Genomic DNA, 20276 nt, shown 5'->3' with positions numbered 1-20276 from the left:
CGATGGGCCGCGTGATCCGTGCGCGGCTTGAAAAGTTCGATCCGATCGCGGAAGACGCACGGTAAAGCTGCCGTGAATGCCGCCGATCGAGAAGGCGATTGAAGGACGACGATGTCTGCCATCCATAATATTCCGATGCCTGCGAGCGATACGACGATCGAGGCGAAGAAGCCGTTTCCCGAGGGGCGCGGCAAGACCATGACCAATGCGGCCGAGAAATACCGGCCCTATGGCCAGATCGATCTGCCCGATCGGACCTGGCCCTCGAAGACGATCGATACGCCGCCGATCTGGTGTTCCGTGGACCTGCGCGATGGCAATCAGGCCCTCGTCGATCCTATGGGCCAGGAGCGCAAGGCGCGATTCTTCGCGCTTCTGCTGGCCATGAACTTCAAGGAAGTCGAGATCGGTTTCCCCTCGGCCTCCCAGACCGATTTCGACTTCGTGCGCTGGTGTATCGAGGAGGGCGGGACGCCCGACGATGTCTCGCTGCAGGTGCTTGTCCAGTGCCGGCCCGAGCTGATCTCGCGAACCTTCGAGTCGCTGGAAGGCTCGGTGAGGCCGATCGTGCACTTCTACAATTCGACGAGTGAGCTTCAGCGCCGGGTCGTGTTCGACAAGGACCGGGCGGGGATCAAGCAGATTGCAACGGATGCGGCCAAGATGATCGCCGATATGGCGGCAAAAGCCGGCGGCGGCTATCGTTTCCAGTATTCACCGGAGAGCTTCACCGGCACCGAACTGGAATTTGCGGCCGAGGTCTGCAACGCGGTCGCCGAAATCATCCAGCCGACGCCGGAGAACAAGCTGATCGTCAATCTGCCGGCGACGGTCGAGATGTCGACGCCCAACATCCATGCCGACCAGATCGAATGGATGTGCCGCAATCTCGACAATCGGGAGAACCTCCTGGTCTCGATCCATCCGCACAATGATCGGGGCACGGCGGTCGCGGCGACGGAACTCGCCCTGATGGCAGGCGGCGACCGTGTGGAGGGCACGCTGTTCGGCAATGGCGAGCGGACCGGCAATGTCGATCTCGTGACCCTGGCCCTCAACATGTACACGCAAGGCGTCGATCCTTTGATCGACGTCTCCGACATCAACCGGATCAAGGATGTCTACGAATACTGCAACCAGCTCGCCGTCGGTGAGCGGCACCCTTATGTGGGCGAACTGGTCTATACCGCCTTTTCCGGCTCCCATCAGGACGCCATCAACAAGGGCATGAAGGCGGTACGTCAGCAGAACAAGCCGCTCTGGGAAGTGCCTTATCTGCCGATCGACCCGAAGGATGTCGGCCGGTCCTACGAGGCGATCATCCGCATCAACTCCCAGTCGGGCAAGGGCGGTATCGCCTACATCCTGCAGGAGGATTACGGGCTCAATCTGCCGCGCAATCTGCAGGTGGAGTTTCGCGAGGACATTCAGAGAATTACCGACGAAGAGGGCCGGGAGCTTCAGGGCAGCCGCATCTACGAGCGGTTCATGGAGCGCTATGTGACCCAGCCGGAAGGCCGTCTTCGCTTCATCAACCACGTCACGAAGCCCGATCCGAACGTTCCCGAGGGCCGGATCGTGGAGTCGACGATCATCGATCGCGGTGAGGAGATCTTGATCACCGGCAAGGGGACGGGGCCGATCGACGGCTTCATCGACGGTCTTTCCCGGCATATCGGTGTCGACATCTCGGTGCATGACTATTCCGAGCACTCTCTCGGAACGGGGTCGGATGCGCGGGCGATCTGCTACATGGAGATTGCCCATCCCGGTGGTCGGCTCTTTGGCGTCGCGATCAACAAGAATATCGTGACGGCCTCGCTCGTCGCGATTCTCTCGGCAGCCAACCGGATCATTGAAGGATCCGTCCAGCCCTGAGATCGCGGGACAGCAAAACTGAATCAGTCCGCTGTCTCGAAATGGCGCGACTGGTTCATTCCGGAACGGATGGCAGTGGCAGCATTGCCATCCGCTCGTCTATATGCGTCACCAGCGCGCAAATACCTTGGAACTGCCGCACATCGCCGATACATTAACGAATTATTCATGGTTTCGCAGGCGAGGCATAAGTTGATGGCGGAAAGCTCGGAGAAGGTCACGCCCCTCACAGGGACGAGACGCCTGGCAGATGCCGTGCGTGCCGCCAAGATTGCCGCAGCCCAGCGCTCGGATGTGGTGGTCGATATTCGCGAGGCAGACCGCGCCCGTCTCGAAATCCTCTCGGAAGAATTGAAGCCGATTGCCGACGAACTCGGCGGGGATGATCTGTTCGACTTCGTGCTGACCGGCGGCGTGACCTCCCGCTACTGGGTGGACGGAACGGCTCATGTCACCATGGCGCGTGATCGGCGCACCTATCGCTTCGTCCGTGAAACGCGCCTTGGCCGCGTCACGCTCGCCGAATCGACCGAACCTCGCAAGATCGCCGATCATGTGACGACCTATGTCGCGGAGCGCATCGTGGAGCGGGACCGCGCATTCGCGGTCGACGATGGCATTGGTGAGAAGGCGAGCGATCCCGCACGGTTCAAGACCCAGCCAGAGCGCGGCGTACAGCCGATGGCGAGCGACAAGACGAACCCGTCAGATGAGGGGGCGGAGCGCGACGGCGGCCGTTTCATCGTCGGCCTCGTCTGGTTCCTGCTCGGAACCGTTGTCGGCGCGGGCGTGCCTCTGGTTCTGTCCTACTTCTATCTTCTTTGATGGGGCTCGTTTGCCAGCGGGCGTTCTGACGAACCCACCCGTCCGCAACGCGTCGCTGCCAGAGTATTGTCTGGCGATGTATCGACGCGGAAGCAAGTCGCCTCCACACACTCGATGCCTTTACTTGGCGAGGAGAGCAGCGTTCGCGATAGGGACTGTTTCCAAGCGTTCGTTCGGTAGCAGTTGCGTTAAGTATTGTGATCGGAGGGGTGGATTCCAGTGTGAAGTGCAACGGCTCATGAGAAATGGATCTGGACGTCTTTGCCAAGCTCTTTGAGCATGGCCTGAAGCGGCGTGATGAAGCCGATGCATTACCTCGGCGTCGTGTTGATCGAGACGACGACGTCCTGAAGATCGGCTTCGGTGAGGGTGTCGAGATCGAGCGATCTCGGCAGCCATCGTCGCAATCGATTGTTGGCGTTTTCGACGCCGCCATTCTGCCACGAGGCGTAAGCGTCGCAGAACCAGGTGGTCATGCCGAAGAGGGCTTTGAGAAGGCCATGACGGGCAAATGTCGTGTCGTTGTCGAAGGTGACGGATGATCTGAGGTCGGCAGGGGCGCGCCGGAAGATCGTATTCATGGCCGAGATGGTTTCGGCGGCGATCTTCCCGGTCAGCCTTGTGGCGACCGTGATCCTCGTCTTTCGCTCATGAAGGACCAGCACCGGCTGCGCTCGCTTGCAGATGATCGGATCGCCCTCCCACATGCGTGCAATCGACGACACCAGCGATGCATTGGTTTCAGCCTGATCGGACCGTTCTTGCGTCGACGGCCTGCCCGTCGGAAAGAAGCTCCCGCTGACGCAACCAGTCCACGCCTTCATAGCTTTCGCTCATCCCGCGTTCGCGCTGGGTGAGCGACCAGTTTCCCGGCTCTCCCTCGATCTCGAACAGGTTATAGCGCGCAGCCGGCTTGTCTGCGCCGGGAGACTGGCTTGCCGATGGCACGCCCACCACGGGCACCTTGCGGTTGTCCGGGCCGTCCAGCCAGTAGAGGGTGTCGAGATGCGTGTGCCCGTGCAGGACGAGCTCGGCGCCGACATCACGGATGACCTTCGAGAAGAATTGCTTGCCGATCAGCCGCTTGTGCCAGGAAGCGGCGCCCGAGATCGGCGGATGGTGAATGAGAACAACCCGGAAATGCCCGGTCGAGCGGCAGCTTTCGAGCAGTTTCGCCAGTGCCAGTGCCTGGCCGCGGCGGAACGAGCCGGTCGCAAGGAACGGAGCGCTGGCCTCCGCCGTCGACACCCCGAAAATGGCGATCTTTCCGCGAACTCTCAGATAGGGAAACGAGTTGCCGATCGCCGCCAGCGGATTGTCGCCGATGAGATACTCGTACCACTCCCTGAAGGAGCGCTTGAGGGCACCCGGCACATAGGCGTCATGATTGCCGGGAACGAGCGAGACGTCGTGCGGCAGGCCAAGCTGCTCCAGCCAGATCCGCGCCGCCACCGTTTCCTTCTTGGTCGCGAGATTGACGAGATCGCCGGTGACCGCAATGTGGTCCGGTTGCTGGTGCTTCATGTCGAGGATGAGGTCGGTCAGCGTATCGCCGAACATGGACCGGCGCCGGTTGCGATGCCAATTGACATATCCGGTCACCCGCTTTGAGGCGAGCTCGCGAAGCGACAGCTCGGGCAGGGGACCAAGATGGATATCGGAAAGATGGGCAAGTCTGTACATTGAGAATCCTGATCGGTTCTCTCGTCAAATATGTCCTTGTTGGAGAAGAGAAACCCGATGCCGGCCCAGAAAATCGTTCGTCGTCTTATGCATCTTGGCTTTCTCGCAGCCCGGCCCATGACTCTGGGTGTGCGTGTTGCGGCTTTCGACGACGCAAGCCGTCTCTTTCTCGTGCGCCATACCTATGTTCCGGGCTGGTATATGCCGGGGGGCGGCGTCGATGCGGGCGAGACGGTAGAGGCGGCGGCTCGCCGAGAACTCGGCGAGGAAGCCAATATCGAGGCGCCGCAAGGACTTCGGCTGATGTCCGTCCACTTCAACACTTCCTCTTCGCGCCGCGATCATGTCATCGTCTATCGCGCCGACGGTGTGGTCCAAACCGAACCCAAGACGCCGGATCGGGAAATCGCCGAATCCGGCTTCTTCCCGGTGAACGATCTTCCAGCAGATATGACCGAGGCGACCCGGCGGCGCGTCGGCGAAATTTGCCATGGTGCGCCGCCCGATCCCTACTGGTGATGATGCCAGCCGGGCCGCTCAGGCGGCTGCCACGGCCGGCACCAGCCTGTCGCGGTTATGCGGAACGGTCAGGTCCTGCTGCGGTCCTTTCGGCACGATCCGGGTCGGATTGATGGTATCGTGGCTGGTGTAATAGTGACCCTTGATATGCTCGAAGTTCACGGTCTCGGCGATGCCGGGCCACTGGTAAAGTTCGAGCATGTATCCGAAGAGGTTCGGATAATCGGCGATCTGTTTGGCATTGCACTTGAAGTGGCCATGATAGACCGCGTCGAACCGGATCAGTGTGGTGAACAGCCGCCAGTCGGCTTCGGTGGGGTAGGGCGAACCGGCAAGATAACGCTGGCCCGACAGCCGGCCCTCCAAGACCTCAAGCGTATCGAAGAGGGTGTCGAAAGCCTCCTCGTAGGCATCCTGCTTGGTCGCAAAGCCCGTCTTGTAAACGCCGTTGTTCACGCCGTGGTAGACCATCTCGTTGATCGCGTCGATTTCCGAGAGGAAACCGGACGGCGTCAGATCGACGGTATTGTCCGCGAATTCCGAAAAGCCCGTGTTAAGAATACGGATCAGGTCGGCGGATTCGTTGTTGACGATCGTTTTGCGCTTCTTGTCCCAGAGAACCGGGACTGTGACGCGGCCCGTATAATTGGGGTCGGCTTCCAGATAGACCTCGTACAGCTTGTCCTTGCCGTTGACGCTGTCGGGTATCGCGCCCTCACGTTCCGAGAACTCCCAGCCGTTCTCGCCCATGTGATAGTCGACGACGGATAGCGAGATCACGTCCTCGAGGCCCTTCAGCTTGCGGGTGATCAGGATACGGTGCGCCCATGGGCAGGCGAGCGAGACATAGAGATGGTAACGGTCTGCTTCCGCCTCCTGCGCGTTCTGGCCGTCCGGACCCGGTGATCCATCATGTGTGACCCAGTCGCGAAAAACGGTCTTCGGTCGCTCGAACTTTCCGCCCGTCGAGTCCGTATCATACCACTTGTCCTGCCACTGGCCGTCGACGAGGAGGCCCATCGCCATCTCCTTTGCTTCTTGCGTTTCCGGCCTCGATTGAGCCCGCTTTGAAGAAGAGAACCTTAGCGAACTCTCCCGTGTTCCAAAGGCCAGGTCGCAAATGCCCCCTGTGAACGCAGCGTTATGCAAATCGATCAGGGGTGATGGACGGCCCCATCGAGCGCTGCTAAATGGTTCTGTATTGTGGAACCCGTGGATTTCGGCGACGCGCGATCGAGAAGAACGGAACTGGCCATGACCGACAGACGGCAGCGACGAAGCGGACTTTTGCGCCCCTAGCGCAATACGCCACGCGTTATGCTCTCGATCCCCGAGGCAGAGCGCTCAACGCGGCTGATGCCGCGACGTCCGAGTCGAACGGTCCGATCCATGTCTTTCCATGCCGACACAGCCGCTGATGCGGCCTCCACATATGCCATGACCGGTCCGATGCCGGCGTTTGATCCGTCCAGGATACGATACCGGCTTGAAACGCCGGCCGATGGTGAGACCATCGAGGCGATCGCCGAAGAGGCATTCGGCCCGGGACGCTACGTGCGGGCCGCCGAGCGCGTGCGCGAACTCTACCCGATCGTTCCATCCTTGTGTTTCGTGGCGAGCGACGGGGACGCGATCGCCGGGTCGGTGCGGATGACCGGTTTTGCCAATGCGCCTGAGCGGGCCCTGATGCTGGGTCCGCTCGCCGTGCGGCCGCATCTGAAAGGGCGTGGCATCGGAAAGACGCTCATGCGCCATGCTGCAAGGAAGGCTGGAGACGAAGGATATCGGGCGATCTATCTTGTTGGAGATCCGCCCTATTACGCGCTGCTCGGATATCGCGCGATCGAGCCGGGCCGGATCACCCTGCCGCGTCCCGCAGATCCGTCCCGCATTCTGGTGCTGGACTTATAAAAGACGCCGGGCGCTTCCGTCCGGCGCTTTCGACATGGCAGCTTCGTGGTCAGGCGCCGATGCGCACGATAGCGCGTGTCCTGAGGTCCACGATAACCGGCTGGCCATTATAATAGAAGTAGCCGAAATTGGCATGACCCTTGATGCTTTGCAGGTTCACCGAAGAGGGAACCGAGGCCCCCAGCGACGGCGGATTTTGCAACGAGGCGTTTTCCACCGGATTGCTGGCCGCATACTGGACCACGTTGTCCTGAGCGAATGCACTCGTGGTCATGAAGCCGATGCTTGCGGCGAGGGCGGCCGCCAATGCGATACCGAACCGTGACATTCCTGACTCCTGCATGCGTTTGAACGAGACAAACTCTCGCTATGATATGTGTATGACGAAGGCTTTATCGTGCGAATTCGTTGCGTCTTTGGCCATCCTCGGTGCGTTGGTTCGGGACTGTTGCAAACAAGCCGCAGTCGATCCTGCGGACCTGGAGACGGCTGACCTGCGCAAAACCGTTGATAGACGTTCGGATGCTCTTTCGCGCCGCGCGGCGCGTCTTTAGAACCCCACCCAAGGCATGAGCCGTTCCTGCCGCCCCGCAACAGCCGTCCGATCGAGCGAACATGTCAGCCGCGCCCGAGACCGCCCCGACGCCGATGATGGCGCAATTCATCGAGATCAAGGCGGCCAATCCCGATTGCCTACTGTTCTACCGGATGGGCGATTTCTACGAGCTGTTCTTCGATGATGCGGAAGAGGCCTCCCGCGCGCTCGGCATCACGCTGACGAAGCGCGGCAAGCATCTCGGCGAAGACATCCCGATGTGCGGCGTCCCGATCCATGCCGCCGACGATTACCTGCAGAAGCTCATCTCACTCGGCCATCGCGTCGCGATCTGCGAGCAGCTGGAGGACCCGGCCGAGGCAAAAAAGCGTGGCTCGAAATCCGTCGTCCGGCGCGATGTCGTCCGGCTCGTCACGCCGGGCACGATCACCGAGGAAACGCTCCTGGAGCCGGGGCAGGGCAATCATCTGATGACCGTCGCCCGGCTCGGCGGAAAGGCGAAAGGCGGCGACTATGCGCTGGCCTGGACCGATCTTTCCACCGGCGCGTTCTGGCTCGGCGAAACCGATGCGGATCGTCTGGAGGCCGATATCGCGGCCATCGAACCTTCCGAACTGGTGACCCACGACGACCTTTACGCCGACGAGCGGCTGGCCGGCCTCTTTCGCCGCTTCGGCAAGCGGGCGCGGCCCGAGCCGAAATCCTTCTTCGATGCGGCGACCGCGCCCAACCGGATCGCAAGTTTTTTCGGCGTGACGACGCTCGACGGGTTCGGCGAGTTCTCGCGAGCCGAGCTTTCGGCCGCCTCCGGGCTCATCGCCTATCTCGGCAAGACGCAACTCGATGCCCGGCCGGCGCTGAGACGGCCGCAACGCCGCCTTGCCGGTGCGGTCATGGAGATCGACCCGGCGACCCGCGCTTCGCTGGAGCTCACCCGCTCGGTGCAGGGCAAGCGGCAGGGCAGCCTTCTCGGCGTCATCGACCGCACGAAAAGCGGGGTTGGCGGCCGGCTTCTCGCAAGCCGGTTGTCGAGCCCGCTGACCGATGCGGCCGAGATTGCCACGCGTCAGGCATCGATCGGCTATTTCGTCGATGCGAGCGGATTGCGCTCCGAGATCCGGTCAAGTCTTGTGCGTCTGCCTGATATGGAGCGGGCGTTATCGCGGCTTGCGCTTGATCGCGGCGGCCCGCGCGATCTTCTCGGCATCAGGGCGGGTTTGCGCAGCGCTGCGGCGATTGCCGATAGGCTTGACGGCGAATTGCCGCCGGAGCTGGAAGCGTCCCGCGCCGAACTGACAGGTCTGCCATCGGATCTGCGGGACGTGCTGGAAGAGCTTCTGGGCGAAGAGGCACCGCTTGTGAAGCGAGATGGTGGCTTCGTCCGCGTCGGCGCGCTGCCCGAACTCGACGAGGCGCGCACGCTCCGCGAAGATGCCCGGCGCTTCGTTGCCGAACTTCAGGGCCGGCTCGCTGAGGAGACCGGTATCCGCTCCCTGAAGATCAAGCACAACAATGTGCTCGGTTTCTTCATCGAGGTGAACGAGGCGAACGGCAAGGCGCTGATGGCCGGCGAGACCGCCGATCACTTCATCCATCGCCAGACGCTGGCCTCCGCCATGCGCTTCACGACCACAGAACTCGCGGAGCTGCAGGAGCGGATCGTCAATGCGGGCGCGGATGCCCTGCGTATCGAACTCGAAACCTTCGACCGGCTGCGGGACGCGGTTGTGAGAGAAGCCGACCGGTTACAAAGCGCCTCCGCGGCGCTCGGTGCGATCGATGTCGCCGCAAGCCTTGCCGAGCTCGCCGTCTCGGAAGACTGGGTGCGCCCGAAAGTGGACGACAGCCTCGCCTTCGCGATCGACGGCGGACGCCATCCGGTGGTCGAGGCCGCGCTTGCCGCAGCCCAGGGCCCAAGCTTCGTCGCCAATGATTGCGATCTCTCGCCGCCGGGCTCTGCTTCCGATGCGGGCGCGATCTGGCTGGTCACCGGCCCCAATATGGGCGGTAAGTCCACCTTCCTGCGCCAGAATGCGCTGATCGCGATCCTCGCACAGATCGGCTCCTATGTGCCGGCGCGGGCTGCCCATATCGGTATCGTCGACCGGCTGTTTTCGCGGGTCGGTGCATCGGACGAACTTGCGGAAGGTCGCTCCACTTTCATGGTGGAGATGGTCGAGACGGCGGCGATCCTCAATCAGTCCGGGGAGCGGGCGCTCGTCATCCTTGACGAGATCGGGCGAGGCACCGCGACCTATGACGGTCTCTCGATCGCTTTTGCGGCCGTCGAGCATCTGCATGAGGTCAATTGCTGCCGATCGCTCTTTGCCACCCATTTTCACGAGATGACGGCGCTTTCGGAACGGCTCGTGCGGCTCTCGAACGTGACGATGCGGGTGAAGGAGTGGAAGGGCGACGTCGTGTTTCTGCACGAGGTCGGGCCCGGCGCTGCCGATCGCTCCTACGGCATTCAGGTGGCGAAGCTCGCAGGCCTGCCGAAATCGGTGGTCTCGCGCGCAAAGGCGGTGCTGGCGGAACTCGAACGCACGGATCAGGGAGAAAAGCGGGGGACGTTCCTCGACGATCTGCCGCTTTTCTCGGCTGCCGTGAAGCGCGCGGCGGAAGAGGAGGCGTCAGCCGCCGAGGCCGACCCGGTCGCCGAGGCCCTCAAGGAGATCGATCCCGATGTCCTGTCTCCACGCGAGGCGCTGGAGGCCCTTTATCGTCTGAAATCGATCGCATCCAGGGACTGATCGTCTCTCGACGACGGATTTCAAGGACGGCGTCCTGCGCCTTGAGCCTCCATCGGGAGCCTCCTGAAACAGGCGGACGCCCTATGAATTCGGCCGATCGAACCCTACCGTTCGAGCTGCGACTGGCGGACGCCGCCCGAGCGCTTCAGGTTCATGCCAATGACCGGAACGAGCTGGTTGGCGACGCGCACCGAGACGGTGATCGCCATCTGGTCCTCGCTTGCAAGACGGGCGACCATGGCGCCCTTCAGCTGCGCGCGGTCGAGACCAACCACCATCTTGTTGCCCTGAACCTCGCCGGAAACGATGTCGAGGCCCTTGCCCTTGGCGCCGTCCTGGAACGCGCCGCGATAGCCGCGACCTGCCTGAACGACTTCGGCCCGCATGGGCTGGGCGAAGAGCCCGACGCGGCAGGAGCCGTCGAGGACCATGCCGACGCGCTGGCTATGCTCAAGCCCGTCGAAGGTGCAGTTGAACTTCGTGCCCTTGTACTTGCCGGCGACGATCTCGCCGGGGCCCGTCCATTTGCCGACGACCTGACGGAAAAACTTCTTGTCGCCATTGGCGGCTGCCGGGCCCGAAGCAATCGCGCCGAAGGCGACAAGAGTGGCGAGGCCGAGGGTCTTCAGGCGCGACATGGATGAACCTTCCGGGCTGCGAGTAACGCTTCTCAATGATGCGCCAACTATCCGCTTGAATGGTTAACCGAGCCTTGCCAGAGCGACAATTCCAAAAGTGTTTCAACCCTCTCTGTTTCGCTTCGACTGTTGCCGGGAGGCAAATCGGGTCAGCTCACCAAGCACATCGCGAAGCTTCGGACGCTCCGTCGTCATGAAGGGAAATGGCCGGCAAAGGTCCATGGCGGCAAGGCCGATACGCGCAGTCAGAAGTCCGTTCACGATGCCTTCGCCGAGCCGCGCGGAGAGCTTTGCAGCGATGCCATGGCCGAGCATCTGGCCAACGAGATCGTCGCCGATCGCGATCGACCCGGTGACGGCCAGATGGGCGACGACGTCGCGCGTCAGGCGAATGAGACCGAGCGCGCCGGGGCGGGCGCCGTAAAGCTCCGACATGCGCCGGATCAGCTTGACGCTTTCGAACAGCACATAGGCGACATCGACCAGAGCCTTTGGGCTGACGGCGGTGACGACCGACGTCCGCTTCGATGTGGCAAGGACGAGCGCGACGGCCTGCGCGTCCAGGGGGCCGAGAATGTCGCGCTCCGCGATCCTGATAAGATCGGCGCCATCCACCACCTCGTCCTTCATGTCGGCGAGTTTCGTGCGGCCCGACAACGTCTCCGGGCGCGAGGAGACGATCGATGAGAGCCGCCTGACCGCTTGCTCCGCGCCTTCGCGCGAATTGGCATGGAAAGCTGCCTGGGATTCGCGGCGGTCCTTCTCAACCGCGGAAAGGCGCATCAGGCCGAGAGTTTCGCGAATGACGATGCCGATGACGGCAAGAACGAAAAGACCGGCTGCGGCAAGGGCCGTCCAGCCGAGCCAGTCGTAGCGGGCGAAAAGATCTCTGACGAGAGAATCGATCCACAGACCGATGCCGAGGGAAATCAGCGCGCCGAGGGCGCCAACTGCGATCTTGCCGAACGAAAACCTCTTGCGGGTCCGTGTCGCGACCGGCGGCATTGTCTCGGCGAGGTCCTCGTCGATCGCCTCGTCTGGCTCGTATTCCAGCATCTCGATCTGGTTGATCGCACGGGGCGCACGTCCGGGGCGCTCTTCGTCACGCGTGCGCGTCCGCTGCTCGCGACTGTCGTCCGGAAGTCTGAAGGACTGGGGACGCCGGCTCGGCGGCTCGTTCGGGCTCATCGAAGACGATCTCCGAGAAGGAATTCGAGCGCCCGGTCGAGCCGGATATGCGGAAGGGAAAGCGTCAGGCCTTCTTCCGAGCGTTCGAGCTTGGGCGGCCGGAAGCGCACGAAGCGGATTGGATCGGCGCGCTCGGCATGGCCGTCGGAATCCATGAAGAGCGATGTCGGGTCCTTCGGTAGGTCACCGGGAAAGACAGCGGTTTCGGTCCTGCCGTCGAAGGTTTCGTCGCCGATGGTCTCGCCGGCCTGCGGAACGCCGACGATCACCGGCAGGTCGTCGCCATTGTCCTCGATGCGCGCTTCGCGGGTTGCGCGGATCGCCGCCATCGCGATCACCTGGGTTTCCGCGCCGGAGAAGTCGGCACGCTTGACGGCACCCTCGACCAGCCGGCGCACGATCGCTTCCAGCCGCTTGTGGCTTTCCCGGTGGAGATGGTCCGCCTTGGTTGCCGCCACGAGAATCCGGTCGATCCGCCGGCTGAGGAGCGAGCCCAGCCAGCTCGACCGGCCCGGCCGGAAGCAGCGCAGGATGTCGGACAGGGCGATCTCAAGATCGCGCACGGCATCGGGCCCGGCATTGATCGCCTGAAGCGCGTCGACGAGAAGGATCTGCCTGTCGAGCCGGGCGAAGTGATCGCGGAAGAAGGGTTTGACCACGATCGTCTTGTAGGCTTCGTAACGCCTTTCGAGGACCGCACCGAGCGAGCCTTTCGGAAACACCTCGCCCTTCGTCGCGGGAAGCGGAGCGAAGGTGAGGGCCGGGGAGCCGTCGAGGTCCCCCGGCATCAGAAACCGGCCGGGCGGCAGGGTCGAAAGCGCCGTATTGTCAGAGCGCGCCTGGGTGAGATAGGCCGAGAATGCGCGGCTGAGCCGCTGGGCCGTGGGATCGTCCATCGGCGCTTTCGGATCGATGGTATCGAGCATATCCAGGAATTCGCCGGCGATTTCCCGGCGGCCGGGCAGGCGTGCGCGCTCGATCGATTCGCTTGAGAAATCGGCGAAGCTCTTGTCGATCAGCGGCAGGTCGAGCAGCCATTCGCCGGGATAGTCGACGATGTCGATCGACAGCTTGCCGCCCGAGAACATGCGCGACCAGCCGGAGGCGGATTCGAATTCGACCGTCAGGCGGAGTTCGGAAATCGCCCGCGTCGAATTCGGCCAGTCGCGATCCTCGAGGAGACGGGCGATATGGTCCTCGTACTGGAAGCGGGGCACCGCGTCGTCGGGCTGCTCTTCCAGATAGGTGCGCGCGACCCGGTCCTCCGCATATGCGGAGAACAGCGGCAGCCGTCCACCGTGCAGGAGATTGTGGACGAGCGAGGAGATGAAGACGGTCTTGCCGGCCCGCGAAAGCCCCGTGACGCCGAGCCGAACGGTCGGGTGGAAGAGGTCGGAGGTTCTGTCGGCGAGGTTGTCGAGCGCGATCCGTGCCTCGTCGGCGAATGATGCCATGGAGTGAGGGCCTGCTGTCTGGAGCCTGTGTTGAGGCTCCATATAGGTCGGGCAATCAAAGGCTGCGACGCGCGGGCGAAAGGTCTTGCCTCGGTCAGGCTATTTCGCGCGGCAGGAGGATACGCTCCATGACGCTGCCGCCGTTCTTCATACCCTCGAAACCGGTCTCGGCACTGATGGGTGCAAATTCGACGAAACCGCAGGTCGGCAGTCCCTCGCGAAGCTTGAACCAGGCCTTGCTGTCCTCGGCGACGAGGGAGAGGCAGAAATCCTCGATCATCGGATTGTGGCCGATGATCAGGACGCTCCGCGCATCCGGGACGGCGCACATGGCCGCGACGTAGGCTTCAGGTCCGAGAGCATAGAGGTCGTCCGACTTCACGATCTCGCCGATCGACGTGAACGCCGGCTCGACGATTTCCAGCGTTTCCCTGGCTCTGGTCGCGGTCGAGCATTGCACGCAATCGATCGCGATGCCGTCGGCTTCGATCGTTTCGGCAAGCCGTTTCGCATCCTCGCGTCCCCGATCGTCGAGGGCACGTTGATGATCCCGCTGACCGGGTAAGGCCCATGAAGAATGAGCGTGTCTCAAAACGAACAGTCGAAGCGGCGCCGATACCATAAAGGATGGATAAGCCGAACCGCGCGCGACGGCAATCCGTCTTGAGAACTTCATGACCACGCCCGTCGTCCTGAGGGCTGGAGAAAATCCCGGGTGCCCCGAAAACGTCTTGGTTTCCAAGCAGCTTGCCGGCACACGATCAACGCCGGCAGAAAGTCGGCGCAACAAATATTCAGGTCAGGAAAGCAAAGATGACGAGTTCGAAGGCGATCAAACCGAGCGCACTTGGCCTTCTGGCGGCGGCGGCCATTCTGTCGATGCCGGTGCTTGCGGGCGTTCAGCCGGCGGCCGCCCAGACAGCCAATGCCGAAAGCGCCATGCGCGGCACCATTTCGGTCACGGGCTTTGGTGAGGCGAGCGCGAAGCCCGACGAAGCCCGACTCAGCTTTACCGTTCTGCGGCAGGGCGAGAATGCGAAAGCGGCGGTCGACGCAACGAGCGCTGCCATGCGCGAGGTCATCGCCGGCATGCGCGATCTCGGCGCCGAGGATCGCGATCTCCAGACCGCGACCCTTCAGATCTACCCGCAATATGGCTCCTCCGACCAAACCCAGCCGGGTGGGCGGCAGCAGAACGAGATCGTCGGATACGAGGCGCGCAACACGCTTTCCGTCACCGTGCGCGATATCGCCAAGGTCGGCGACTATCTCGACCGCGCGATCGAGCTTGGCGTCAATCAGGGGGGCGATGTCAGTTTCGCCATCTCGGACGACGAGGCGCTTCTCAACGAGGCGCGGCGCGGCGCGATCGAGGACGGACGGGCGAAGGCGGAACTTTACGCCAAAACCGCCGGCGTCTCGATCGACCGGATCGTTTCGATCTCCGAGCCGTCGGCGGACCGTGGACCTCAGCCGCCCATGATACGGATGCGGATGGCTGCCGAGAGCGACGTTGGCGGCGTGCCGATCGAGGCCGGCGAAATCAGCCGCTCAACCTCGATTGACATGACGTTCTCGATCCGCGCGTCGAATTAACGCCCGCGAATGTGGCTGACCGGGCAGTGCGGGCGGTTCGCGAACCGAACGACGACCCGGTCTCCATGCAGACGACCCGCGACGGCTACACCCCTGCGCCCCGCCCGGATGACATGGGCACGATGAACGCCGATGCGGCTGGCCTTGCGAACGGCGCGCCGGGGGCTGCATCCGCGAGCCTGATGACCGCGCGCTCGATGGCCGCGATAGTGATCCCGGCCGCGATATTGCGTTTCCACATGGCCGTTGCCGATGGTGATGCCGAAGCCAACGCCATTGGCGGCGGCAGGGGCGGCAGATGCACCAATTGCCCCGAGTGATACGGCGGCGGCAAGACAGGCATTGCGAACGAATTCGGCGATCATGATGGGCTCCTGGGCTCTCGGATTTCGATATCCCGAGCATCGCACTGCCCATATGAACCCGTTCGGAAACCTGTGTTCATTGGACGTTCACGCCGGCAACCGCGCCATGGCGAGAGGTCGCCATGTGGCCGGCTTCGCGAAATATCGCGGCAGCGACGCAGTTTTCGCGGAACCCTCGCATGCTCGCGTGATTTGCTTTCTGAACGTTTGGTAACGATGTGGTCCGCAGCCTGGCGGGTCCGCGATCATTCAGTCCATGGGCCAAAAAAGATGAGCACGACGAAGAGCAGCGCGGGGCGTTACGCGGAATCACCTGCGGATATGCCGAAACAGGGCTGGAAAGACGTGGCTCTGCGGGTGAAGGACCGCTTCGAGGAGCACAGCGTGACGCTCGTTGCCGCTGGCATTACGTTTTACATTCTGCTGGCACTCTTTCCGGCCATCACCTCGCTCGTTTCGGTCTATGGCCTTGTCGCAGATCCCGCGACGATCGAGTCGCAGATCTCCAATCTTCAGGGTATCGTGCCGTCCGGAGCGCTCGACATTATCCAGTCACAGCTCGAACGCCTGACCAGCCAGACGAATTCATCGCTCTCCATCGCCTTCGCGATTTCTCTTCTCCTATCGATCTATTCGTCCACCAAGGGCGTGAAAGCCCTCTTCAAGGCGATGAACATTGCCTATGAGGAGAAGGAGGACCGGGGCTTCATCAAGCAGAACCTGATCTCGATGGCCTTCGTAATTGCCAGCATCATCCTGGCGATCCTGGCAATCGCGACCCTCGTCGTCATCCCCGCCATCCTCTCCCTGCTGCCGATCCCTTCCGAAGTGTCGGTGCTGCTCGCAGTCGTTCCGCCGATCGTTCTGGGATTGTTGGCACTGGCCTGGATCGCAGGGCTCTTCCGCTTCGGGCCAGACCGTCGCGCGCCAACGATCAAATGGCTGACTCCGGGCGCGGTGTTAACCACTCTCGGCTGGGTCATCGCCTCGGTTGCCTTCAGCTTCTATGCGTCCAATGTGAAGAACTTCGACGCCACCTATGGTTCGATGGCTTCGATCATCGTCTTCCTCATGTGGACGTGGATCATGATGATCGTGCTGCTGGCGGGCGCAGAGTTGAACGCCCAGCTCGAACATCAGACCGGCGTCGACACGACGGTCGGCGAGGACCGGGAGCCGGGAGATCGCCGCGCCGAACTCGCGGATCAGATCGCCGCGCTCCGCAACAAGGATTGACCTGGGTTCGAGGAGCCTCAAAAGAAAGCGCCGCCCAAAGCATGGCTCCGGGCGGCGTTCCTGCATTGAAGTCTGGACCATGAGACCCGAATTCGGAATCGGCCCTCTTGCTCCAGTCTTTTGTTTTCGCATCGGATTTTCCGAAAACCGGGATCCGCTTTTCGGTCCGATGTTTTAGCGTCTCGGTCAGATCTTACCGTCGAGACCCTGCTGGTAGTATTTGTGGGTGATCTTGTCCTGGTTCTCCAGAAGCCAGTCGATCGAAGGCTCGTTCTGCATCGCCTTGCGGATGGCGTTGGTCATGCCCTTGCGGTGGATGTCGAAGAGAACCTTGTGGTCGAGATCTTGAACATCGACGATCGTCGGCGCGAGCCAGACCGAACAGATGATGCCGAGATCGTTGACCCGGTCTTTCGGCAGAATGCCCTCACGCACCGCGTCGAGCACGCCGTTTGCGATGGCGAACTGCACCGTGCCCATCAGGATGTTGGTGTATTTCGGATTGTCCACCGTCACCTTCGAGGTGCAGAGCGTCACCGGACGCACCATGATGTCGGTGTTGAGAAGCGCGAAGACGCGGCTGTGGCCGGCGACCTGATCGCCGGTCAGGGTGGCGAGCGCAGTGCCCACCGGGCCGTCGAGCTCGCCGATGACCACTTCGGGTTCGGCCGCCGTGCCCGGAGGGCCTCCTGCGACGAGGGCTTCACCGGTGCGCATGATGATACGGTCGGACATGGATACTCCGCTTGATCCTTGGGTGCCGCAGCGGCGGTAGCAGATCGTACCGCCGCGCGGCAATCGCGCGGAATAGATTTTCCAGGCAGATGAACTCTACGTCAGGCAGCGAGCGGTTCGGGCGCCCGCGATCGGGCCGCAATCTCCATCTCGCCGGAGACCATTTCCGCCGTGATCGCCGAGAGCGTCCAGCCCAGGTGACCGTGGCCGGTGTTGTAGAAGACGCCCGGCCTGCGGCCGGCGCCAACGCGCGGCATCATGTTGGGCATCATCGGGCGAAGGCCCGCCCAGGGGGTGACCTGTTCGGTGGACACGCCCGGAAAACGCTTGCGACACCAGTCGACCAGAGGGCGGATGCGCGCCTCCTTGATGTCCTTGTTGAGGCCGGCGAATTCCGCCGTTCCCGCAAGCCGGAACCGGTTCGCGCCAAGGCGGCTCGTCACGATTTTCGCGTGATCGTCGAGAAGGCTCACATAGGGAGCGTTCGCGCGGCTTTCCTCGTCGTTGAGATGGACGGTGATGGAATAGCCCTTGACCGGATAGACGTTCACCCGGTCGCCGAGCTGGGCGGCAAACTCCCGGCTGGCAACGCCCGAACAGACGACGACGCCGTCAAATTCGCGGCGCTGGCTCTCGCCGTCGGGACCTGACGCGGTGACCGCGACACCGCCTGCGGGCAGTGCTTCGAGCCCTTCGACCGCATGCTGGTAAGCCATGGTCGCGCCGCGTTTGGCGCAGGCGTCCGAAAGATTGCGGGTGTAGAGATGGATGTCGCCCGTGAAATCGCTTTCGGTATAGAAACCACCGATGAAGCGCCCGTGGATGGTCGGCTCGATCTCGGCGATCTCGGTGGCTGACACCGCGCGCCGTTCGAGCCCGCCGCGCTGAAGGAGCTGGTTGACCCGCTTTGCCTCGTCGAATTCGGACTGTTCCTCGTAGATGTGGAGGATGCCGCGCGTTTCGGCGTCGAAGGAAAAGCCTTCGTCACTTGCCATTTCGAGGAGATGGCGCCGCGCCTCGATCGCGAGCCGCGTCGTCGCGATCGTGTTCTCCTGATAATTGCGCGAGGCCAGGACGAACTCGGCGAGCCAGGACATCTTGTGCCAGCTGGGCGCCGGATGGATCAGAAGCGGCGCATCCTTGCGCAGCATCCATTTCAGACCCTTCAGAAAGGTCGACGGCTTGTTCCAGACCTCTGCATTGGAGGCCGAAAGCTGGCCGCCATTGGCGAAGGACGTCTCCATGGCGGCATAGGGGTGACGGTCGTAAACGGTTACGTCAAAGCCGCGGCGGATGAGTTTGTATGTTGTGGTGATACCGGTGATACCAGCACCGACGACTGCGATGGTCTGCATAGCGAAACACTGGGCACGGCTTTCCAGGCCGACCCATCCCTACGCCCCGTCCGTTTTGAGCCTGAGAGTTTCACCGCCGCCGCGCCCACCGCGATATGGCGATTTTCTCCTTCGGCGGACCGTCAACGGTGAACGGTCACTCTTCGGACGTTTTGCGTCGCAGCCGGTCCCTTTGCCTGAGAGATTCCGGGGCGGTTGCTCCTTCGGCGCCGGCCTTGCGACCGAACTCTCCCGGCAGCGACGATACGAAAAAACGATAGCTCGATAGGCAATTCCAATCAAGCAATTTCGAGATCAACGTTAAGTCATGTCGGCGTCGTGAAGAGTGCGGCACGGCGGGCTTTCAAGACCCTCGGGAACGCCTGTCAGGCGTCCCACAAGTTCAAGCTTTTGCTTGTCCACACGATGTCTTCGGAAACGTCATGTACGTTTCGGCACAACTCTAAAGATCACGCCACATGACGAGGGCATCGACAAGACCCTTGTGCGGGTGTTGAAACCCTCCCGGAAGTCGCCCGACAGTCTCAAACCCGAGCGAATGCCACAGGCCGATCGCGCCGGTATTGGTCGATATGACGAAATTGAACTGCATTTTGAGGAAGCCGCGATCGCGCGCCGCCTCAAGCGAATGCTCGGCCATTCTGCGCGCGATCCCCCGTCCACGAGCTTCTGTGGCGACTGCATAGCCGCAATTGGCGATATGGGAGCCGCCGCCCGCCTGATTGCGCTTCAGGTAATAGGTGCCGAGAACCACGCCGCCGCTCTCGGCGACGAAGGTCGTCCTGTCGGCTCCGCACCAATAGGCGAGGGCGTCCGTCCGGGTCATCTCGCGATCGAGAGCATAGGTCTCGCCCTCGCATATGATCGGTCCGATGATATGCCAGATTGCGTCCGCGTCGCTCGGCTCGGCGACGCGGATGACAGGCGTCTCGGTCCGTTCGTGCACCGGGCTCAGGCCTTCAGAACGGTCTTTTCCGCGATCGTTGAATCGGCGTTGAGCTTGTAGACGATCGGAACACCTGTCGAGATCTCGTATTGCAGGATCTCGTCAGGCGTCATGCCTTCCAGCGCCATGACGAGCGCCCGGAGGCTGTTGCCGTGGGCCGAGACGATGACCGTCTTGCCGCTGAGGACCGTCGGCTGGATGTCGTGGAGATAATAGGGCCAGACCCGCGCGCCGGTATCCTTCAGGCTTTCGCCGTTCGGCGGTGGCACGTCGTAGGAGCGGCGCCACTGATGCACCTGATCGTCGCCCCATTTCTTGCGGGCGTCGTCCTTGTTGAGGCCGGCCAGATCGCCGTAGTCGCGTTCGTTGAGGGCGAGATTCTCGGTGATGTCGATGCCGGACTGCCCGATCTCCTCCAGGATCAGCTTCATCGTCCGCTGGGCGCGGCCAAGCTTGGATGTGAAGCCGAGATCGAACGTGTAGCCTGCCGCTTTCAGGCGTTGCCCACCGGCTTTGGCCTCTTCCACGCCCTGTTCGGTCAGATCAGGGTCCTTCCAGCCGGTGAAGAGGTTCTTTTTGTTCCATTCGCTCTGTCCGTGGCGGACGAGGACCAAGGTGCCCGACATGTGTTGTACGTT

Annotated in this window: 20 protein-coding genes and 1 riboswitch; of the genes, 8 read left to right on the top strand and 12 right to left on the bottom strand. The window is 62.3% G+C overall.

What is annotated here, in order from left to right; genetic code table 11:
- Positions 1–198: 198 nt before the first annotated feature.
- Positions 199–1878, top strand: coding sequence for a 2-isopropylmalate synthase (gene leuA, locus ABDX79_RS04895; RefSeq protein ID WP_346219286.1), 1680 nt, complete (start codon positions 199–201; stop codon positions 1876–1878).
- Positions 1879–2073: 195 nt separating this feature from the next.
- Positions 2074–2703, top strand: coding sequence for a hypothetical protein (locus tag ABDX79_RS04890; RefSeq protein WP_346219135.1), 630 nt, complete (start codon positions 2074–2076; stop codon positions 2701–2703).
- Positions 2704–3014: 311 nt separating this feature from the next.
- On the opposite strand, the gene ABDX79_RS04885 is transcribed toward ABDX79_RS04890, so the two are convergent.
- Together ABDX79_RS04885 and ABDX79_RS04880 are read right to left on the bottom strand one after the other, a co-directional pair.
- Complete coding sequence (locus ABDX79_RS04885; RefSeq protein ID WP_346219134.1) at positions 3015–3428, bottom strand: IS30 family transposase; 414 nt, start codon at positions 3426–3428, stop codon at positions 3015–3017.
- 16 nt (positions 3429–3444) lie between these two features.
- On the bottom strand, positions 3445–4386 hold the full coding sequence (locus ABDX79_RS04880) for a metallophosphoesterase family protein (RefSeq protein ID WP_346219133.1): 942 nt from the start codon (positions 4384–4386) through the stop codon (positions 3445–3447).
- 57 nt (positions 4387–4443) lie between these two features.
- Between ABDX79_RS04880 and ABDX79_RS04875 the strand changes: the two genes are divergently transcribed.
- On the top strand, positions 4444–4905 hold the full coding sequence (locus tag ABDX79_RS04875) for an NUDIX domain-containing protein (RefSeq protein WP_346219132.1): 462 nt from the start codon (positions 4444–4446) through the stop codon (positions 4903–4905).
- Positions 4906–4923: 18 nt separating this feature from the next.
- On the opposite strand, the gene ABDX79_RS04870 is transcribed toward ABDX79_RS04875, so the two are convergent.
- Positions 4924–5925, bottom strand: a complete 1002-nt coding sequence (locus tag ABDX79_RS04870) for a glutathione S-transferase family protein (protein WP_346219285.1) — start codon at positions 5923–5925, stop codon at positions 4924–4926.
- A 369-nt stretch (positions 5926–6294) separates the two neighbouring features.
- Here ABDX79_RS04870 and ABDX79_RS04865 point away from each other — a divergent pair, with 369 nt between their 5' ends.
- Positions 6295–6816, top strand: coding sequence for a GNAT family N-acetyltransferase (locus tag ABDX79_RS04865; RefSeq protein ID WP_346219131.1), 522 nt, complete (start codon positions 6295–6297; stop codon positions 6814–6816).
- A gap of 49 nt (positions 6817–6865) precedes the next feature.
- On the opposite strand, the gene ABDX79_RS04860 is transcribed toward ABDX79_RS04865, so the two are convergent.
- Positions 6866–7144 carry a DUF1236 domain-containing protein gene (locus ABDX79_RS04860; RefSeq protein ID WP_346219130.1) on the bottom strand — a complete coding sequence of 93 codons (279 nt, stop codon included), beginning with the start codon at positions 7142–7144 and terminating at the stop codon, positions 6866–6868.
- 287 nt (positions 7145–7431) lie between these two features.
- On the opposite strand from ABDX79_RS04860, the gene mutS reads away from it, so the two are divergent.
- Positions 7432–10125 carry a DNA mismatch repair protein MutS gene (gene mutS / locus ABDX79_RS04855; protein ID WP_346219129.1) on the top strand — a complete coding sequence of 898 codons (2694 nt, stop codon included), beginning with the start codon at positions 7432–7434 and terminating at the stop codon, positions 10123–10125.
- Positions 10126–10229: 104 nt separating this feature from the next.
- On the opposite strand, the gene ABDX79_RS04850 is transcribed toward mutS, so the two are convergent.
- From ABDX79_RS04850 to ABDX79_RS04835, 4 genes are all read right to left on the bottom strand, one after another.
- Positions 10230–10763, bottom strand: a complete 534-nt coding sequence (locus tag ABDX79_RS04850) for a hypothetical protein (RefSeq protein WP_346219128.1) — start codon at positions 10761–10763, stop codon at positions 10230–10232.
- Between the two features lie 102 nt (positions 10764–10865).
- On the bottom strand, positions 10866–11951 hold the full coding sequence (locus tag ABDX79_RS04845) for a YcjF family protein (RefSeq protein WP_346219127.1): 1086 nt from the start codon (positions 11949–11951) through the stop codon (positions 10866–10868).
- On the bottom strand, positions 11948–13405 hold the full coding sequence (locus tag ABDX79_RS04840; protein WP_346219126.1) for a YcjX family GTP-binding protein: 1458 nt from the start codon (positions 13403–13405) through the stop codon (positions 11948–11950). The genes ABDX79_RS04845 and ABDX79_RS04840 overlap by 4 nt, the downstream gene beginning before the upstream one ends.
- A gap of 94 nt (positions 13406–13499) precedes the next feature.
- The gene (locus ABDX79_RS04835; RefSeq protein ID WP_346219125.1) at positions 13500–13997 is read right to left on the bottom strand and encodes a SixA phosphatase family protein; all 498 of its coding nucleotides are present in this window, start codon (positions 13995–13997) and stop codon (positions 13500–13502) included.
- A 221-nt stretch (positions 13998–14218) separates the two neighbouring features.
- On the opposite strand from ABDX79_RS04835, the gene ABDX79_RS04830 reads away from it, so the two are divergent.
- The 3 genes from ABDX79_RS04830 (at position 14219) to ABDX79_RS04820 (ending at position 16602) form a co-directional block, all read left to right on the top strand.
- On the top strand, positions 14219–15001 hold the full coding sequence (locus ABDX79_RS04830) for an SIMPL domain-containing protein (RefSeq protein ID WP_346219124.1): 783 nt from the start codon (positions 14219–14221) through the stop codon (positions 14999–15001).
- A gap of 11 nt (positions 15002–15012) precedes the next feature.
- The gene (locus ABDX79_RS04825) at positions 15013–15321 is read left to right on the top strand and encodes a hypothetical protein (protein WP_346219123.1); all 309 of its coding nucleotides are present in this window, start codon (positions 15013–15015) and stop codon (positions 15319–15321) included.
- Between the two features lie 315 nt (positions 15322–15636).
- Entirely contained in the window at positions 15637–16602 is a 966-nt protein-coding gene (locus tag ABDX79_RS04820) for a YihY/virulence factor BrkB family protein (protein WP_346219122.1), read from the top strand.
- Positions 16603–16788: 186 nt separating this feature from the next.
- On the opposite strand, the gene ABDX79_RS04815 is transcribed toward ABDX79_RS04820, so the two are convergent.
- The 4 genes from ABDX79_RS04815 to ABDX79_RS04800 all read right to left on the bottom strand — a co-directional run bounded on the left by ABDX79_RS04815 (position 16789) and on the right by ABDX79_RS04800 (position 20264).
- Positions 16789–17337: a formaldehyde-activating enzyme gene (locus tag ABDX79_RS04815; RefSeq protein WP_346219121.1), complete on the bottom strand. Its 549-nt coding sequence runs from the start codon at positions 17335–17337 to the stop codon at positions 16789–16791.
- 101 nt (positions 17338–17438) lie between these two features.
- Positions 17439–18692 carry a D-amino acid dehydrogenase gene (locus ABDX79_RS04810; protein ID WP_346219120.1) on the bottom strand — a complete coding sequence of 418 codons (1254 nt, stop codon included), beginning with the start codon at positions 18690–18692 and terminating at the stop codon, positions 17439–17441.
- Positions 18693–18846: 154 nt separating this feature from the next.
- Positions 18847–18936, bottom strand: a riboswitch (glycine riboswitch).
- 198 nt (positions 18937–19134) lie between these two features.
- Positions 19135–19638, bottom strand: coding sequence for a GNAT family N-acetyltransferase (locus ABDX79_RS04805; RefSeq protein ID WP_346219119.1), 504 nt, complete (start codon positions 19636–19638; stop codon positions 19135–19137).
- Positions 19639–19643: 5 nt separating this feature from the next.
- Complete coding sequence (locus tag ABDX79_RS04800) at positions 19644–20264, bottom strand: 2,3-bisphosphoglycerate-dependent phosphoglycerate mutase (protein WP_346219118.1); 621 nt, start codon at positions 20262–20264, stop codon at positions 19644–19646.
- Positions 20265–20276 lie beyond the last annotated feature (12 nt).

Source organism: Fulvimarina fulva (assembly GCF_039652615.1).
GTDB lineage: Bacteria > Pseudomonadota > Alphaproteobacteria > Rhizobiales > Rhizobiaceae > Fulvimarina.
The sequence above is the reverse complement of the archived record's forward strand: the minus strand, read 5'-3'. Positions and strand labels throughout refer to the sequence as shown.

Excerpts from the sequence above, each read along its gene's own strand:
- leuA (WP_346219286.1), top strand. The coding sequence starts at position 199 with ATGACCAATGCGGCCGAGAAATACCGGCCCTATGGCCAGATCGATCTG.
- ABDX79_RS04890 (WP_346219135.1), top strand. The coding sequence starts at position 2,074 with ATGGCGGAAAGCTCGGAGAAGGTCACGCCCCTCACAGGGACGAGACGC.
- ABDX79_RS04880 (WP_346219133.1), bottom strand. The coding sequence starts at position 4,386 with ATGTACAGACTTGCCCATCTTTCCGATATCCATCTTGGTCCCCTGCCC.
- ABDX79_RS04875 (WP_346219132.1), top strand. The coding sequence starts at position 4,444 with ATGCCGGCCCAGAAAATCGTTCGTCGTCTTATGCATCTTGGCTTTCTC.
- ABDX79_RS04870 (WP_346219285.1), bottom strand. The coding sequence starts at position 5,925 with ATGGGCCTCCTCGTCGACGGCCAGTGGCAGGACAAGTGGTATGATACG.
- ABDX79_RS04865 (WP_346219131.1), top strand. The coding sequence starts at position 6,295 with ATGTCTTTCCATGCCGACACAGCCGCTGATGCGGCCTCCACATATGCC.
- ABDX79_RS04860 (WP_346219130.1), bottom strand. The coding sequence starts at position 7,144 with ATGTCACGGTTCGGTATCGCATTGGCGGCCGCCCTCGCCGCAAGCATC.
- mutS (WP_346219129.1), top strand. The coding sequence starts at position 7,432 with ATGTCAGCCGCGCCCGAGACCGCCCCGACGCCGATGATGGCGCAATTC.
- ABDX79_RS04850 (WP_346219128.1), bottom strand. The coding sequence starts at position 10,763 with ATGTCGCGCCTGAAGACCCTCGGCCTCGCCACTCTTGTCGCCTTCGGC.
- ABDX79_RS04845 (WP_346219127.1), bottom strand. The coding sequence starts at position 11,951 with ATGAGCCCGAACGAGCCGCCGAGCCGGCGTCCCCAGTCCTTCAGACTT.
- ABDX79_RS04840 (WP_346219126.1), bottom strand. The coding sequence starts at position 13,405 with ATGGCATCATTCGCCGACGAGGCACGGATCGCGCTCGACAACCTCGCC.
- ABDX79_RS04830 (WP_346219124.1), top strand. The coding sequence starts at position 14,219 with ATGACGAGTTCGAAGGCGATCAAACCGAGCGCACTTGGCCTTCTGGCG.
- ABDX79_RS04820 (WP_346219122.1), top strand. The coding sequence starts at position 15,637 with ATGAGCACGACGAAGAGCAGCGCGGGGCGTTACGCGGAATCACCTGCG.
- ABDX79_RS04815 (WP_346219121.1), bottom strand. The coding sequence starts at position 17,337 with ATGTCCGACCGTATCATCATGCGCACCGGTGAAGCCCTCGTCGCAGGA.
- ABDX79_RS04810 (WP_346219120.1), bottom strand. The coding sequence starts at position 18,692 with ATGCAGACCATCGCAGTCGTCGGTGCTGGTATCACCGGTATCACCACA.
- ABDX79_RS04800 (WP_346219118.1), bottom strand. The coding sequence starts at position 20,264 with ATGTCGGGCACCTTGGTCCTCGTCCGCCACGGACAGAGCGAATGGAAC.